Annotated in this window: 14 protein-coding genes; 5 read left to right on the top strand and 9 right to left on the bottom strand. The window is 70.5% G+C overall.

Annotated features, from left to right (window positions below):
• Nucleotides 1-43: 43 nt before the first annotated feature.
• The gene (locus tag DEJ05_RS05395) at nucleotides 44-1498 is read right to left on the bottom strand and encodes an MFS transporter (RefSeq protein WP_375334830.1); all 1455 of its coding nucleotides are present in this window, start codon (nucleotides 1496-1498) and stop codon (nucleotides 44-46) included.
• A gap of 224 nt (nucleotides 1499-1722) precedes the next feature.
• Between DEJ05_RS05395 and DEJ05_RS05400 the strand changes: the two genes are divergently transcribed.
• Nucleotides 1723-3108, top strand: a complete 1386-nt coding sequence (locus tag DEJ05_RS05400; protein ID WP_027466108.1) for an AAA family ATPase — start codon at nucleotides 1723-1725, stop codon at nucleotides 3106-3108.
• Nucleotides 3101-5119, top strand: a complete 2019-nt coding sequence (locus DEJ05_RS05405; RefSeq protein WP_111109944.1) for a VWA domain-containing protein — start codon at nucleotides 3101-3103, stop codon at nucleotides 5117-5119. The genes DEJ05_RS05400 and DEJ05_RS05405 overlap by 8 nt, the downstream gene beginning before the upstream one ends.
• Nucleotides 5120-5189: 70 nt before the next feature.
• On the opposite strand, the gene DEJ05_RS05410 is transcribed toward DEJ05_RS05405, so the two are convergent.
• From DEJ05_RS05410 to DEJ05_RS05420, 3 genes are read right to left on the bottom strand one after another with little or no spacing between them, the layout of a single operon-like run.
• A complete protein-coding gene (locus tag DEJ05_RS05410) occupies nucleotides 5190-5948 on the bottom strand; it encodes an SCO1664 family protein (protein ID WP_111109945.1) in 759 nt (252 codons plus the stop codon).
• The gene (locus tag DEJ05_RS05415; RefSeq protein ID WP_071406497.1) at nucleotides 5945-6472 is read right to left on the bottom strand and encodes a DUF3090 domain-containing protein; all 528 of its coding nucleotides are present in this window, start codon (nucleotides 6470-6472) and stop codon (nucleotides 5945-5947) included. Before DEJ05_RS05415 ends, DEJ05_RS05410 begins: the two co-directional genes overlap by 4 nt.
• Before the next feature lie 33 nt (nucleotides 6473-6505).
• Entirely contained in the window at nucleotides 6506-7285 is a 780-nt protein-coding gene (locus tag DEJ05_RS05420; RefSeq protein ID WP_111109946.1) for an MSMEG_4193 family putative phosphomutase, read from the bottom strand.
• 68 nt (nucleotides 7286-7353) lie between these two features.
• Between DEJ05_RS05420 and DEJ05_RS05425 the strand changes: the two genes are divergently transcribed.
• From DEJ05_RS05425 to DEJ05_RS05435, 3 genes are all read left to right on the top strand, one after another.
• Nucleotides 7354-8571 carry an MFS transporter gene (locus DEJ05_RS05425; RefSeq protein WP_111109947.1) on the top strand — a complete coding sequence of 406 codons (1218 nt, stop codon included), beginning with the start codon at nucleotides 7354-7356 and terminating at the stop codon, nucleotides 8569-8571.
• A 10-nt stretch (nucleotides 8572-8581) separates the two neighbouring features.
• Entirely contained in the window at nucleotides 8582-9736 is a 1155-nt protein-coding gene (locus DEJ05_RS05430) for an AI-2E family transporter (protein ID WP_111047677.1), read from the top strand.
• Between the two features lie 76 nt (nucleotides 9737-9812).
• Complete coding sequence (locus tag DEJ05_RS05435) at nucleotides 9813-10241, top strand: BLUF domain-containing protein (RefSeq protein ID WP_110865510.1); 429 nt, start codon at nucleotides 9813-9815, stop codon at nucleotides 10239-10241.
• A gap of 24 nt (nucleotides 10242-10265) precedes the next feature.
• Here DEJ05_RS05435 and DEJ05_RS05440 read toward each other — a convergent pair whose 3' ends face one another.
• From DEJ05_RS05440 to DEJ05_RS05460, 5 genes are all read right to left on the bottom strand, one after another.
• Nucleotides 10266-10874, bottom strand: a complete 609-nt coding sequence (locus DEJ05_RS05440) for a ScbR family autoregulator-binding transcription factor (protein ID WP_146245026.1) — start codon at nucleotides 10872-10874, stop codon at nucleotides 10266-10268.
• A 108-nt stretch (nucleotides 10875-10982) separates the two neighbouring features.
• Nucleotides 10983-11453, bottom strand: a complete 471-nt coding sequence (locus DEJ05_RS05445) for a BLUF domain-containing protein (RefSeq protein ID WP_111109949.1) — start codon at nucleotides 11451-11453, stop codon at nucleotides 10983-10985.
• Between the two features lie 96 nt (nucleotides 11454-11549).
• Complete coding sequence (locus DEJ05_RS05450) at nucleotides 11550-12923, bottom strand: sugar ABC transporter substrate-binding protein (RefSeq protein ID WP_071406555.1); 1374 nt, start codon at nucleotides 12921-12923, stop codon at nucleotides 11550-11552.
• Between the two features lie 26 nt (nucleotides 12924-12949).
• Nucleotides 12950-13891 (bottom strand): carbohydrate ABC transporter permease, encoded by a 942-nt coding sequence (locus DEJ05_RS05455; RefSeq protein ID WP_027466099.1) that lies wholly within the window; start codon nucleotides 13889-13891, stop codon nucleotides 12950-12952.
• 11 nt (nucleotides 13892-13902) lie between these two features.
• Nucleotides 13903-14877: a carbohydrate ABC transporter permease gene (locus DEJ05_RS05460; protein ID WP_228516654.1), complete on the bottom strand. Its 975-nt coding sequence runs from the start codon at nucleotides 14875-14877 to the stop codon at nucleotides 13903-13905.
• Nucleotides 14878-14992 lie beyond the last annotated feature (115 nt).

Consider the following 14992-nt stretch of genomic DNA (forward strand, 5'->3'; position numbering starts at 1 on the left):
CTAAACACTCTGAATACAGAATGTCAGGCCGCCGCCGCAGGGCTCACCTCCGGTCGGACTTCGCGTCCCCGGTGAGCACCGAGAGCGGTTGGGTGACGTCCTCGAGCCCCTTCCGCGCGGCGTCGACCCCGAATATCAACGCCACCACGCCGCCGCCGATCATCACGGCAGAACCGAGCAAGTACCCCCAGAACAGCGGCTCCCGGGATGACCCGTCACCGATGAAGGCACCGTAGATGGCCGGTGCGACCGCACCGAAGATCTGCGCCAGGGCGAAGAAGTACGAGATCGCCTGCGACCGCAGCTCGAGCGGGAAGATCTCGCTGACGGTCAGGTAGGCGCTCGACGCACCGGCCGAGGCGAAGAAGAACGAGACGCACCAGAACGCGACCTGCACCGTCGCCGAGATCGCGTCCGCCCGGAACAGGAACGCGGACGTGGCGAGCACGAGGCCGGAGACCAGGTACGTCAGGAAGATCATCTGCCGACGACCCCAGGTGTCGAAGAAGCGCCCCAGGATGATCGGGCCGAGCAGGTTGCCGATCGCGAACGGGAAGAAGTAGACCGCCGTCTCCGCCGTCTTCAGACCGAAGAAGTTCGTGAGCACGAGGGCGTAGGTGAAGAAGATCGCGTTGTACAGGAACGCCTGGGTGATCATCATCGTCGCGCCGACGATCGTGCGGGTCGGGTACTGCTTCAGCAGCACGCGCGCGATGGCCAGGAACCCGACGCGGTCGGTCGGCGTGACCGTCATCGCCTTCGACTGGTCGACCTCCGGCAGGGGCTTGCCGGTCGCCTTCTCCACCGACGCCTCGATGCGGGAGACGGTGGCCTCGGCTTCTTCCTCGCGCCCGTGCGTCATCAGCCACCGCGGACTCTCCGGGATGTGACGTCGCAGGAAGATGATGGCGATGCCGAGCACCGGGCCGAGGAAGAACCCGATGCGCCAGCCGATGTTCTCGGCGAAGTAGGACGTGTCGAGCAGGTAGATGTTCGCGAACGCACCGAGTGCGGCACCGCCCCAGTACGTGCCGTTGATGGCGATGTCGACGTGCCCGCGGTACTTCGCCGGGATGAGCTCGTCGATCGCCGAGTTGATCGCCGCGTACTCGCCGCCGATGCCCAGCCCCGCGACGAACCGGAAGGCCGCCAGGAACCAGAAGTCCTGCGCGAGGCCCGCGATGCCCGAACCGATCAGGTAGATCGCGAGCGTCAGGATGAACAGCTTGCGCCGACCCAGCCGGTCGGACATGCGCCCGAACACCAGGGCACCGACGACCTGGCCGACCAGGTAGATCGTGCCGAGGGACGTCACCTGCTGCGTCGACAGGTTCAGGTCCGCCTGGAAACCCGCGTTCGAGACGATCTGGATCTCGAGACCGTCGAGGATCCAGGACACGCCGAGTCCGACGACGACGCTCCAGTGGAACCGGGTCCACGGCAAGCGGTCCATCCTGGCGGGCACCAGGCTCTTGATGGTTGCGTTCGCGCTGCTCACGAAATGGGACCGTACGCCGAGATCGCCGATGTGGTTCAGATGCGGAACGAGCAACCGGGGGCGGAGCCGGATCCCCCTACTTCGAATCCGGCTCCGTCGCCGGGATCTCAATGATCGCAAGTGCGATGGAAACCCACAAGCGGACGGGAGGCGCGGTGCGGGCCCGCCACGCGCCTCCAGTCCGACCCTGGTCGCCATCGCGAACGCGGCGTAACGTCCAGAACGTGACCCGACCTGACATCCGCACGGTCGGCGAGCTCCGCACCTCTGGTCACGTCCAGAAGACGGTCCGCGCCGAGATCCGCGACAACCTGCTCACCGCCCTGCGCCAGGGCACCGATCCGTGGCCCGGCCTGCACGGCTTCGAGACCACCGTCATCCCCCAGCTCGAACGCGCCCTCATCGCCGGCCACGACGTCGTCCTGCTCGGCGAGCGCGGCCAGGGCAAGACCCGCCTGCTCCGCACCCTGCAGGGCCTGCTCGACGAGTGGACGCCGGTCATCACCGGCTCCGAGCTCGGCGAGCACCCGTACGAACCGATCACGACCGCGAGCATCCGGCGCGCCGACGACCTCGGCGACGCCCTGCCGATCAGCTGGCGGCACCGCGACGACCGCTACGTCGAGAAGCTCGCGACGCCGGACACGAGCGTCGCCGACCTGATCGGCGACGTCGACCCGATGAAGGTCGCCGAGGGCCGCAGCCTGGGCGACCCGGAGACCATCCACTTCGGACTCGTCCCCCGCGGACACCGTGGCATCGTTGCGATCAACGAGCTGCCCGACCTGGCCGAACGCATCCAGGTCGCGATGCTCAACGTGATGGAGGAGCGCGACGTCCAGATCCGCGGCTACGTGCTGCGGCTGCCGCTCGACGTGCTCGTCGTGGCGAGCGCGAACCCCGAGGACTACACGAACCGCGGCCGGATCATCACGCCGCTGAAGGACCGCTTCGGCGCCGAGATCCGCACGCACTACCCGATCGAGCTCGACGACGAGATCGCCGTCATCCGGCAGGAGGCCCAGCTGACGGCCGAGGTCCCCGACGCCCTGATCGAGATCCTCGCCCGGTTCACCCGCGCACTGCGTGGTTCGAGCGCCGTCGACCAGCGCAGCGGTGTGAGCGCCCGGTTCGCGATCGCCGGTGCCGAGACGGTGTCCGCGGCCGCGGTGCACCGCGCAGCACGCCAGGGCGAGGACGAGGCGGTCGCCCGGCCGATCGACCTCGAGACCGCGGTGGACGTCCTCGGCGGCAAGATCGAGTTCGAGAACGGCGAAGAGGACCGTGCCGACGAGGTCCTCGAGCACCTGCTCCGCACCGCGACCGCCGAGACCGTGCGCTCCCGCTTCAAGGGTCTCGACTTCGCGGTGCTCGTGGACGCGCTCGACGGCGGCACGATGGTGACCACGGGCGAGCAGGTCAGCGCCCGGGCGTTCCTCGAAGGCCTGCCGTCGATCGGCGAGTCCGACCTGTACGACCAGGTGTGCGACCGGATGGGTGCCACGAACGACGGCGAACGGGCCGGCGCGATCGAGCTCGCGCTCGAGGGCCTGTTCCTCGCCCGGCGCATCAGCAAGGAGTCCGGCGGGGGCGAAGCCGTCTATGGCTAGGCAGAACCGGCGCCTGACGCGCGACACCCGGTACGGCCGGTACACCGACGGCCCCGACCCGCTCGCCGCCCCGGTCGACCTGGCCGAGGCGCTCGACGCCATCGGGCAGGACGTGATGGGCGGCACGTCGCCCGAGCGCGCGATGCGGGAGTTCCTGCGACGCGGGGGCCGGACGCAGCGCGGTCTCGACGACCTGGCCCGTCGGGTGGCCGAGCGACGCCGCGAGCTGACGAGCAAGAACAACCTCGACGGCACCCTGCAGCAGGTGCGGGAGCTCCTCGACCAGGCGCTGCTCGCCGAGCGCGGGGAGCTCGCCCGCAACGTCGACCTCGACGACGGCGACCGGGCCCTGGCCGAACTGCAGCTCGACAGCCTGTCGCCCTCCCCCGCCGCCGCGGTGCAGGAACTCGGCGACTACGACTGGACGAGCCCGACCGCGCGTCAGAAGTACGACGAGATCAAGGACCTGCTCGGCCGCGAGGTGCTCGACCAGCGCTTCGCCGGCATGAAACAGGCGCTCGAGGGTGCCACCGACCAGGACCGGGCCGCGGTCAGCGCGATGATGCAGGACCTCAACGCCCTGCTCGAGGCGCACGCCCGCGGCGAGGACACCCGGCAGCAGTTCGACGACTTCATGGACCAGCACGGCGAGTACTTCCCGTCGAACCCGGCGAACGTCGACGAGCTGCTCGACGACCTGGCAGCCCGCGCGGCCGCGGCGCAGCGCATGCGCAACTCGATGACCCAGGAGCAGCGGGACGAACTCGACGCCCTCGCCCAGCAGGCCTTCGGCTCCCCCGACCTGATGGGGCAGCTGTCCCACCTCGACCGTACCCTGCGCGCACTGCGTCCCGGCGAGGACTGGGGCGGATCCGAGCGCATGGAGGGCGAACAGGGGCTCGGGCTGGGCGACGGCACCGGGGTGTTCCAGGACATCGCGGACCTCGACGCCCTCGCCGACCAGCTCGCCCAGTCCGGACCGGGCTCGGAGCTCGACGACCTGGACCTCGACGCGCTGTCCCGGCAGCTCGGCGACGAGGCTGCGGTCGACGCGAAGACCCTGCAGCGCCTCGAGCAGGCGCTCCGGAACTCCGGGGCGATGCGCCGCGGTGCCGACGGGCAGCTCCGGCTCACCCCGAAGGCGATGCGGCAGCTCGGCAAGAGCCTGCTCAAGGACGTCGCCCAGCGGATGTCCGGTCGCCAGGGCGCACGGGACCTCCGTCGATCGGGCGCCGCGGGCGAGCCCTCGGGGGCGTCGCGGCAGTGGGCGTTCGGCGACACCGAGCCGTGGGACATCCCCCGGACGATCACGAACGCCGTCGTGCGGACGGCGGCCAGCGGGCGGCAGGGAGCCGGCGTGCGCCTGAGCATCGAGGACGTCGAGGTGCAGGAGACCGAGGCCCGCACCCAGGCCTGCGTCGCGCTGCTCGTCGACACGTCGTTCTCGATGGCGATGGAGGACCGCTGGGTGCCGATGAAGCGCACCGCCCTGGCGCTGCACACCCTGGTGTCGACCCGGTTCCGCGGCGACGACCTGCAGCTCATCGCCTTCGGTCGCGAGGCCGAGGTGATGGACGTCGAACAGCTCGTCGGCCTGGACGCGATGTGGGACAAGGGCACGAACCTGCACCACGCCCTGCTGCTCGCCAACCGGCACTTCCGGAAGCACCCCACGGCCCAACCGGTGCTCCTCATCGTCACCGACGGCGAGCCGACGTCGCACCTCGAGCCGAACGGGCAGGTCTGGTTCGACTACCCGCCCGACCCGGTGACGATCGCGCTCACCGTGCGGGAGCTCGAGAACGCCGGACGCCTCGGCGCCCAGACGACGTTCTTCCGGCTCGGCGAGGACCCGGGGCTCGCCCGGTTCATCGACGCGATGGCGAAGCGGGTGGACGGCAGCGTCGTGGCACCGGAGAACGACGACCTCGGGGTCGCTGTGGTCGGTTCGTACCTCGGCTCGCGTCGCGGGGCTGGCGGCGCGCTCTTCCGCGACGACTGGGGGCTCTGAAGCCCACACGAGACGGACTGGAGGCCCGTGGCGACACCGCCACGGGCCTCCAGTCCGTCCCTGGGTGCGTCTAGAACAGCGGCCAGGGCACGGCGGGCCCGTGACCGGGCGGCGGCGGGAAGATCCCGACGGCGCGCAGGGCCGCGCAGCGCGCCCGGAGCGTGTCGATCTCCTCGTCCGTCAGGTGCTCGGCGAGCTCGTCGCCGAGACCGCCGCGCAGGGCGTCGGACACCCGGTCGAGGCCCTCGAGCTCGTCCGGCCCGAGCGGCTCCCCGATCCAGCCCCACAGGACCGTCCGGAGCTTGTGCTCGACGTGGAAGGTGAGCCCGTGGTCGACGCCGAAGCGGTGGCCGTCGGGCATCGCGAGCACGTGCCCGCCCTTGCGGTCGGCGTTGTTCACGACGACGTCGAAGACGGCCATCCGGCGCAGGGCCTCGGAGTCCTCGTGCACGAGCGTGACGGGCTGGTCGTGTTCGTCGATGGCCTCGAGCACGGGCAGCCAGGGCGAACCGTCCGCCTCGGCGAGCTCCGGCGTCACCAGGTCGACGGCGTCCTGCTCGGGGTCGACGTCCTGCCAGCGCTGCACCATGCCGGGCCCGAACGGACCGTCACCCATCCACGTGGGTGGGACGACACCCCAGCCGAACGCCTCGGAGACCAGGTGCGCGGCGATCTCGCGGCCGGCGAGCGTGCCGTCCGGGAAGTCCCACAGCGGGCGCTCGCCCTCGATGGGCTTGTAGACGACGGTCGCGCCGTCGAGGTCGGCGAGGAAGGTGGCGTTGGACGCCTCACGGATGCGCGCCCGGACGGACAGCGAGCCGTCGCTCATGCGTCGCCGGGCGGACGACCGGCGGCGACGACCTCGCGCGTGCGCTCGACGAAGGCCCGGGCGGTGCCGACCGGGATCTTCACCTGGAACAGCTCGGCGGGCTCGGGGATCTCGACGACGGCTTCGATCTCGATGCCGTCCTCGCTCTCCTCGGACACGATCTCGACCTCGTCGTCGATCGGGTACGCCTCGATGACGACCTGCGCGGTGGACGGGTCGAAGCCCAGGCTCAGGGCCCCGGCGCGGAACTCGGCCTCGACGGGCTGGTCGAGCGGCTCCGGGTCGCGGAGTTCGACCGGCACCGACGGTGGCACGCTGAAGCGGTTGTCGTCGACGGTCGCCACCTCGTCGAGGAGCTCGTCGATCTTGTCGGCGAGCACGGCGGTCTGCTCCTTCTCGAGCGCGACGCTGGTGACGCGCCGACCGGAGCGGGCCTGGATGTAGAAGGCGCGCTCACCCGGACGGCCGATGGTGCCGACGACGAGGCGGTCCGGCCAGTCGAAGCCGTGGACGATGGTGGGCATACCCGCATTGTAGGAGCGCTCGGCTCCGGCCGTTCAGGGTCCGGCAGGACCCGCGGGCGCGTCGGGCGCCGGACGCCCGGTGCCGGTGTGCGCATCGGGTTCCGGATGGCCCGCGCCGCCGCCGACCGCGGCGTCCCCGCTGGGTGCCGGGGCGGTGCGCAGCCAGGACAGGTCACCGGACTCGGTGTTCGTCGCGACGACCTCCGGGCGGTGCTCGCCGTAGCGCACGACGGACACCGAGGCCGGGCCGACGCCGATGCGCTGGAACAGGTCCAGGTGCATGCCGAACGCGTCGGCGAGGACGCTCTTGATGATGTCGCCGTGGCTCACCGCGACCCAGACGGCGCCGGGTCCGTGCTCCGCCTCGACCTCGGCGTCGATGCGCCGGACGGCCGCGACGGCCCGGGACTGCATCGTCTGCATGGACTCACCGCCGGGGAACACGACGGCGCTCGGGTTCGCCTGCACCGTGCGCCAGAGGGGCTCCTTCGCCAGGTCGGCGAGCTTCCGGCCCTGCCACTGCCCGTAGTCGGCCTCGGTGATGGCCCGCTCGATCAGCGAGGCGGGTGCACCGGTCCGCCGGTCGGTCTGCCGGTCCGTCTGCCGGTCCAGGATCGCGCGGGCGGTCTGTCGGCAGCGCTCGAGCGGACTCGACACCACGGCGACGACGGGCACCGCGGCGATGCGCTCCGCGGTCCGCTCGGCCTGGGTGCGGCCGACGGCGTCGAGTCGCACGCCGGCGGTGCGTCCGGCCAGGACGCCGGTGGCGTTCGCGGTGGTGCGTCCGTGACGGACGAGGAGGACGGTCGCCATGCGCCCGATCCTAAGCGCGGGACGCGGTCGCCCTTGACGGTCCGCCCGGGGACCGATCAGATGGGGGCATGGCCGGGCGGCATCGACTCGCACTCTTCGCCACGTCGACGGTGACCGGGTTCGGGATCGCGACGTGGATCACCCGGACGCCCGCGATCCGCGACGAGCTCGGTGCCTCGATCGAGGCGATGGGCCTCGTCCTGCTCGGGCTGTCGATCGGATCGATGATCGGGATCCTCGGCGCCGGGGCGCTGGTGCGACGGACCGGCAACCGCCCGCTCATCCTGCTCGGGGGCGCGCTGCCCGTCGTCGGCATGGTGCTCGTCGCGCTGCTCGCCCCGGCGCAGGTCGCCGCCGGGGTCTGGGCCGGGCTGTTCCTGATCGGCTTCGGGGCGGGCGTCGCCGAGATCGGGCTGAACGTCGAGGCCGCCGCGGTCGAGCGGCAGATCGGACGACCGGTCGTGCCGGTGCTGCACGCCTGCTTCAGCCTCGGCAGCGTGGTCGGTGGGGTCGTCGGCATCGCCATGACGGCGGCGGGGACCCCGGTCCGGGTGCACCTGCTCGTCGGCGCCGCGGTGATGGCCGCGCTGGCGGTGTTCGCGGCGCTGAACCTGCGGCCGGTGCCCCGTGAGACACCGAGCGATGCGCCTGCCGTTGCCCGCGGCACCCGTCGGGGAGCCCGCCGCTCCGTCCTCACCGTGCAGCTCGCCATGATCGCTGTCATCACGCTGGCGATGGCCTTCGCCGAGGGTGCCGCGAGCGACTGGCTCCCGCTGCTGATGACCACCGACCACGACGCCCCCGAGTCCGTCGGGTCCCTCGTGTTCACCGGGTTCGCCCTCGCCATGCTCATCGGTCGTGCGGCCGGCACCCCGCTCGTCGCCCGGTTCGGTCGCGCCCCGGTCGTCCGGGTCTGTGCCGCGGTCGGTGCGGTGGGGGTCCTGCTCGTCGTGCTGTCACCGAGTCCGGTCGTCACCGCGGCCGCCGCCGGCGTCTGGGGGCTCGGCATCGCCCTCGGGTTCCCGCTGTCGATCTCCGCCGCGGGCGACCACCCCACCGACGGCGACCGCCGGGTGTCGGTGGTGGCCACGGCCGGGTACATCGCGTTCCTGGTGGGGCCGCCGCTGCTCGGGTTCGTCGGGGAGCACCTCGGCCTGCAGACGGCGATGCTCGTGCCCCTGGTCCTGCTGGTCGCCGCGTTCCTGGTCGCCCCGGCGACGCGGGGACAGGACACCGGGCGGACGATCGAGCCGGCGGAACCGGCGCGTCGGCCGTCCGGTCGGTAGCGTCTCCGGCATGCCGTTCTTCCGCGACGCTCCGCGCCCGACCACCCCAGCCGCTCCGTCCAGGGTCCAGGCCGCGTGGTCCGACTCCGCCGGGCACTTCGCGACCCGGTGCCTGCAGCTCATCATCGTCGTGGTGGTCGTCGCCGGCGTCGTCTGGGCGAGCAACATCCTGAGCGTCGTCACGATCCCCGTGCTCCTCGCGCTCATCATCGCGTCGGCCATGCACCCGGTGGTGTCGTGGCTCCGCAAGCACCGGGTGCCGTCCGTGCTGGCCACCCTCGCGGTGCTCATCGGCGTCCTCGCGATCCTGGGGCTGATCGGCTGGCTCATCGTCGTCGCGGTCGAGAACCAGTGGGCGCAGCTGCAGAAGTCGGCAGTCGACGGGTTCCAGCAACTGCAGGAGTTCGCGAAGAACCTGCCGTTCTCGATCTCGGACAAGCAGATCGACGACGCGGTCGCGTCGGCGTCCGACTTCGTCACGAGCGCGCAGTTCGGCTCCGGTGCCCTCGCCGGTGCCTCGGCCACCGCGAACTTCCTGACCGGGCTCGTCCTGATGATCGTCGTGCTGTTCTTCTTCCTGAAGGACGGCCCGAGCATCTGGGAGTTCCTGCTCCGCCCCTTCACCGGTGAGCGCTACGCCCGAGCACGTCGCGTCGGCGACCGGGTCGTCTCCACCCTCGGCGGGTACGTCCGCGGCACCGCCACGGTCGCGGCGGTCGACGCGATCGGCATCGGAGTCGGCATCGCCATCGTCGGCGTCCCGCTCGCCCTGCCGCTGGCCGTCATCGTCTTCATCACGGCGTTCATCCCGATCGTCGGTGCCACCGCCGCCGGCATCCTCGCCGCCCTGGTCGCGCTCGTGGCCCTCGGTCCGGTGCAGGCGCTCATCGTGATCGGCATCGTGGTGCTGGTGAACCAGCTCGAGGGCAACCTGCTGCAGCCGGTGCTGATGGGGCGCACCCTCAAGCTGCACGGCCTCGTCATCCTGATCGGGCTGACCGCCGGCACCGTCCTCGCCGGCATCACCGGCGCGATCATCTCGGTGCCGCTGATCGCCGCCGCCTGGGGCGCGATCCTGGTGTGGGACGGCCCGAACACCCCGGCCCGTCCGTGGCGGAAGAAGCGCAACGAGGACGTCACCGCGCACGAGCTCCCGCAGGGCTGATCCGCGGCGCTGATCCGTGGGGCGCGTTGCGGACATCCGCTTCGCGCAACGGCCTTCCACCCAGCAGGATGGAGGAGTGCTCGTCTCCATCGTCTACATGAGCCGTGCCGTCGTCCCCTTCGACGACCAGGCCATGGCGGTGCTGCTCGCGGAGTCCCGGCTGCGCAACGAAGCGCTCGGGGTCTCCGGGCTCCTGCTCGCCAAGGGCGGCCGGTTCATGCAGCTGCTCGAGGGGCCGGCGTGGAGCGTGCAGGACCGGTACGACGTCATCGCGAAGGACCGACGGCACGGTGAGGTGAAGTCACTCGTGCGCGAGGACATCGAGCGCCGGCGGTTCGACGGCTGGTCGATGGCCTACCGCGCGCTCGACGACTCGGACATCCGGTCCGAGGAGGGCTTCAGTCCCTTCCTGTCGGGCACGATGGACTTCCCGCGCTCGTTCGACCGGACCAGTGCTGCCTGGCTGTTGAAGTGGTTCCGCGACCGCGAGCTGCACGACCTCTGATCCGACCCCGCACGCCGTCGCGGATCAGCCTTCGCTGAACGCGTCCTCGACGACGTCGAGCAGCCGGTCGCGGTGCTTCGGGTCCGCCGTCGCCGCGATCACCACGCGCCACATCGTCGCCACGGCCGGCATCAGGTCGGTGCGCCGCGTCCGGACGTCGGACACGAGCTGCACGCCGGTGAAGTAGGGCACCACCGTCGAGCCGAGCTGCTCCGCGGTCAGGTCCGTCCGGAGTTCCCCGCTCGCGACCGCCAACCGGAACACGTCGACGATCCCGCCGATCCACTGCTCGTAGAAGCTCAGCGTCGCGGTCTGGAACTCGCCGCGCTCCAGCGACAGCCGGATCCCGGCCCGCACGATCGGGTCGGTCCGGAGCAGGTCGGCGATGCCGTGCGACGCCACGATCAGCGCGGCGACGGGCGAGCTGTCGGTGTGACTGACGACGTCGAAGGTGCGGGCGTTCTGCTCGCCGATGACGCCGAGCGCCAGGGCGAGCTTCGTCGGGAAGTGGAAGTGCAGGGTGCCCTGCGAGACGCCCGCCGCGCGGGCGATGCCCGCGATCGTCGCGCCGGCGAAGCCGACGCGGTCGAACTCCTCCGCCGCGGCCACCAGGATCTGCTCACGTCGTTCCACGGGACCAGTCTCACAGTCTGGAGGCACGGGGCGGGCCCGCACCGTGCCTCCAGACCGAGGGGTGGTGCGTCTCAGGCCGCGTGCCGGCAGTCCGAGGGGCGGTGCGGCTCAGGCCGCGTGCCGGCCGAGCGTGATGCGCTCCTCGGGCAGGTCCTGCAGGTCGCGCCCACGGAACCAGCGGAGCAGCCAGTCGGCGGGCGTGCCCGCCACCCCGGTCGGCAGGCCGGTGCGCTCGCTGAGGAAGGTGCTGAACCCGGGCTCGTCACGGAGCTCGTCCCCGGTCGGGCTGCCGAACGCCATCGCCCAGCCGTCGAACCGACGCGTGCTGATGGACTCACGCGACAACGACTTCACGCCGGTGTGCCGCGGGTCGCGCTCGATCGCGGCGAAGCGGTCCTCGACGCTCCAGACCGGACCCTCGAGCACCTGCATGAACCGGCCGCCCTTGGCGAGCAGGAGCCCGGAGACGCCGAGCGCGTGGTTGCGGAGCCGCGCCTCACGCAGCATGGCGACCAGCTGGTCATCGGTCAGGTCGTCGACGGCGACGGACATGTAGACGAGGGAGGTGAGGGAGGTCATCCCCTGCAGTCTGGATCGTGGTCGGCGGCACGGTCAACGCGTCGTCCGCACACCGCACCGGACGGTGCGGCATGCGGACGACGGGCGGGGTTTCGATCAGGTGAGGGCGAGCAGGTTGTTGACCTGCTCGTTGACCCCGGTCAGCGTCGAGATCGGCTTGCCGTTCGCGTAGACGTCGTCGAAGGCGGGCTGCAGCAGGGCCTGCACGTCAGCGGGGTTCTTCGTGACCGGGAACAGGAACGTGGTGTCCTCCTCGACCTGCCGGGTGAACGCCGAGACGTCCAGGCCGCGCTTCCGGAACGACGCCACGGCAGCCTCGGTGCCAGCGGGACGGGCGGGGAACACGATCCCGCTCTCACCGACGATCCGCTGCGCCTCGTCGCTGCCCAGGAACGCCACCCACTTCGCGGCGGCCTCGGGGTCCTTCGCCTGCTTCGTGATCGAGTCGCCGAGCCCGTTGAACATCGACGCACGGTGACCCGACGGGCCGATCGGGGTCGGGGCGACCGCGACGTCGAGGTCCTCCATGCCGAGGTACGAACCGATCATCCACGAGCCGTTGAACGACAGCGCGCACTTGCCCGCGCCGAGCTGGACCTCGGGCCCGGTCGTGGTGGAGAACACCCCGTACTTCGCCATGTAGCCCTTCTCGGCCAGCCGGTAGTACCAGGCGAGGGTGTCCTGCACGACCCGCTCGTCGTAGCGGAACCTGTCGCCCCACGGGTTCTCGTTCGTGTAGAACCAGTCGACCGATCCGGTGAACGGTGACCACTGGGTCTGGCCGAAGCCGTCACCGCCCGAGCCGTTCGACGAGATGCCGTAGACGGCGACGTCGTCCTTGTCGAAGCCGTCCTCGTCGCCGCGTCGGCCCTTCGAGTCGACGGTCAGCCGCGCGAGCATCCGTTCGAACGTGCCGCCGTCCTCCGGGTTCCACTCGAGCGACCCGAGTTCCTCGGCGGAGACCCCGGCCTTCGCCATCGCCTTCCGGTCGTAGAACATCGCGACGGTGTCCCAGTCCTTCGGCGAGCCGTAGCGGTGGCCGTCCTGGCCCTTCCACAGTTCGGCGAGTCCGGACTGGTAGTCGTCGTCCCGGATGCCCTTCGTGGCGTCGAGTTCGTCGAGCTTGTAGAGGACGTCGAGGTCGGCGTACTGCGGGAACTTCGTCAGGTGGTCGGTGAAGACGTCGGGCGCGGTGCCGGCGATGAAGCCCGCGGTGAGCTTGGTCCAGTAGTCGTTCCACCCGAGCTGGGTGATCTTCACGGTGATGTCCGGGTTCGCGCGGTGGAACGCGTCGGCGACGGCCTGGTACGCGGGCTGCTGGTTGGCGTCCCAGAGCCAGTAGCTCACGGTGCGCGCACCCGACCGGTTCGTCGTGCGGCGACCGGGCGACGAGCAGGCGGCGAGCGCGCCGAGGGCCAAGGCGGAGGCGCCGCCGGCGAAGAGCGTGCGGCGGGTCAGTTGGTTCGTCATGGTGTTCGTCCTGTCCGACAGCCGGGTCACTTGATCCCGGAGAAGCCGATGGAGTTGACGATCCGCTTGGCGAAGACGCCGAACAGCAGGATCATCGGGAGCGCCGCCACCAGGGTCGCGGCCATGAGCCCGGCCCAGTCGGTGCCGGACTGCGGGGTCTGCGACTTGAAGACGCCGAGCGCGACGGTCAGCACCCGCGAGCTGTCCGTGTACGACACCATGAGCGGCCAGAAGTAGTCGTTCCAGCTCGTGATGTACGTCAGCACGGCGAGGGTGGCGATCGGGGCCGCCGCCATCGGGATGACGAGCCGGAAGAACACGCGGACCTTGCCGGCGCCGTCGATGAGGGCTGCCTCTTCGACCTCCTTCGAGATGCCGAGGAAGAACTGCCGCAGGAAGAACACCGCGAACGGGGTCATGAACATCGTCGGCAGGGCGATGCCGAGCAGGTTGTCGACGAGCCCGAGCTGCTTGATGAGGGTGAAGTTCGGCAGCAGCGTGAAGATCGCGGGGACCATCAGCCCGGCCAGGAACACCCCGAACACCTTGTCGCGACCGGGCCAGCGCAGCCGGGCGAAGGCGTAGGCGGCCGCTGCCGAGAAGAACACCTGGCCGACGGTGACGAGCGTCGACACCAGGATCGAGTTGAGCAGGTACCGCCAGAAGTTCAGCGCGGCGCCGGAGCCGCCCTGCGCCAACGCCTCTTCGGTGGACTGCAGGCCGAAGACCCGCTCGAACCCGCCCAGGCTGAACCCGACGGGCAGCAGCGAGGTGGGGTCGGAGTTGATCGCGGTGTTCGACGACAGCGCGGTGCGCAGGATCCAGTAGAACGGGAACAGGGTGACGACGATGACGAGGATCATCGCGACCCAGGCGAGCACTCGGCCGAGCGACGGGCGACGACGGTGGCCGGCGCCCATCCGCGGCGGGCGGGACGTGGTGACGGAACGGGTGAGTGTCGTGGTCATGGCGCTTCCGTTCAGTCCAGGTCGGACTCACCCGAGCGGGTGAGGCGGTACTGGATGATCGTGATGATGCTGAGGACGATGAGGAGCGCGACCGAGACCGCGGACGCGTAGCCGAACTGGAACCGGCCGAACGCCAGGTTGTAGATGTAGTTCTGCACGACGTTCGTGGCGTTCGCGGGGCCGCCCTGCGTGGTGACGGCGACGGTGTCGAACACCTGGAACGACCCGATCACGGTGATGATCAGCACCAGGGACAGGATCGGGCGGAGCAGCGGCACCGTGATGCGCCAGAACATCTTCCACTCGCTCGCACCGTCGATGCGTCCGGCCTCGTACACGGTCTCGGGCAGCGACTGCAGGCCGGCGAAGATGAGCAGTGCCGTGTAGCCGACGTGCCGCCAGACGTTGATGAGCGCGATCGAGGGGATGCCCCAGACGTCGCTCTGCAGGAACGGGATGCGGTCGAGCCCGAGTGCGGCGAGCATCTCGTTGCCGATGCCGAGCTGGGTGTCGAGGATCCAGAGCCAGACCAGGGCGGCGACGACGTTCGACACCAGGTACGGCGCGAGCACGATGCCGCGCACGAAGGTCGACTTCGTCAGCCGGTGCATCATCACGGCGATGAACAGCGCGACGACGGTCTGGATGACGATGTTGATGAGGACGTACTCGACCGTCACCACCATCGAGTGCCAGAAGATCGAGTCCTGCACCAGGCGGGCGTAGTTCTGCAGGCCGGTGAACTCGGGCTCGGTGAGCAGGTTGTACGACGTGAAGCTCAGGTAGATGCCCCGCACGGTCGGCCAGGCGAGGAACACCGCGAACCCGACGGCTGCCGGGGCGATGAAGACGAGCGCGAGCCACAGGTCGTTCCTGGGGCGGCGCCGTGGTGCGGTGGTGCGGGCACGGGCGAGGTCGGCGGACCGACTCCTCCGTCTCGTGCTGGCGGTCGTCAAGGGTGACGACACAGGGCTCTCGGTTGCCATCGCGACTCCTTCGTCTGCGGTGGACTGACGTGCAGCAGTCCGTGAGCCGGGAATCTACACGTGGGGACCACTGCTGGCAAGAGGCTCTTTCCGGGCCATCGACGGGGGTTGTCAC

Source organism: Curtobacterium sp. MCLR17_045 (genome assembly GCF_003234405.1).
Lineage (GTDB): Bacteria > Actinomycetota > Actinomycetes > Actinomycetales > Microbacteriaceae > Curtobacterium > Curtobacterium flaccumfaciens.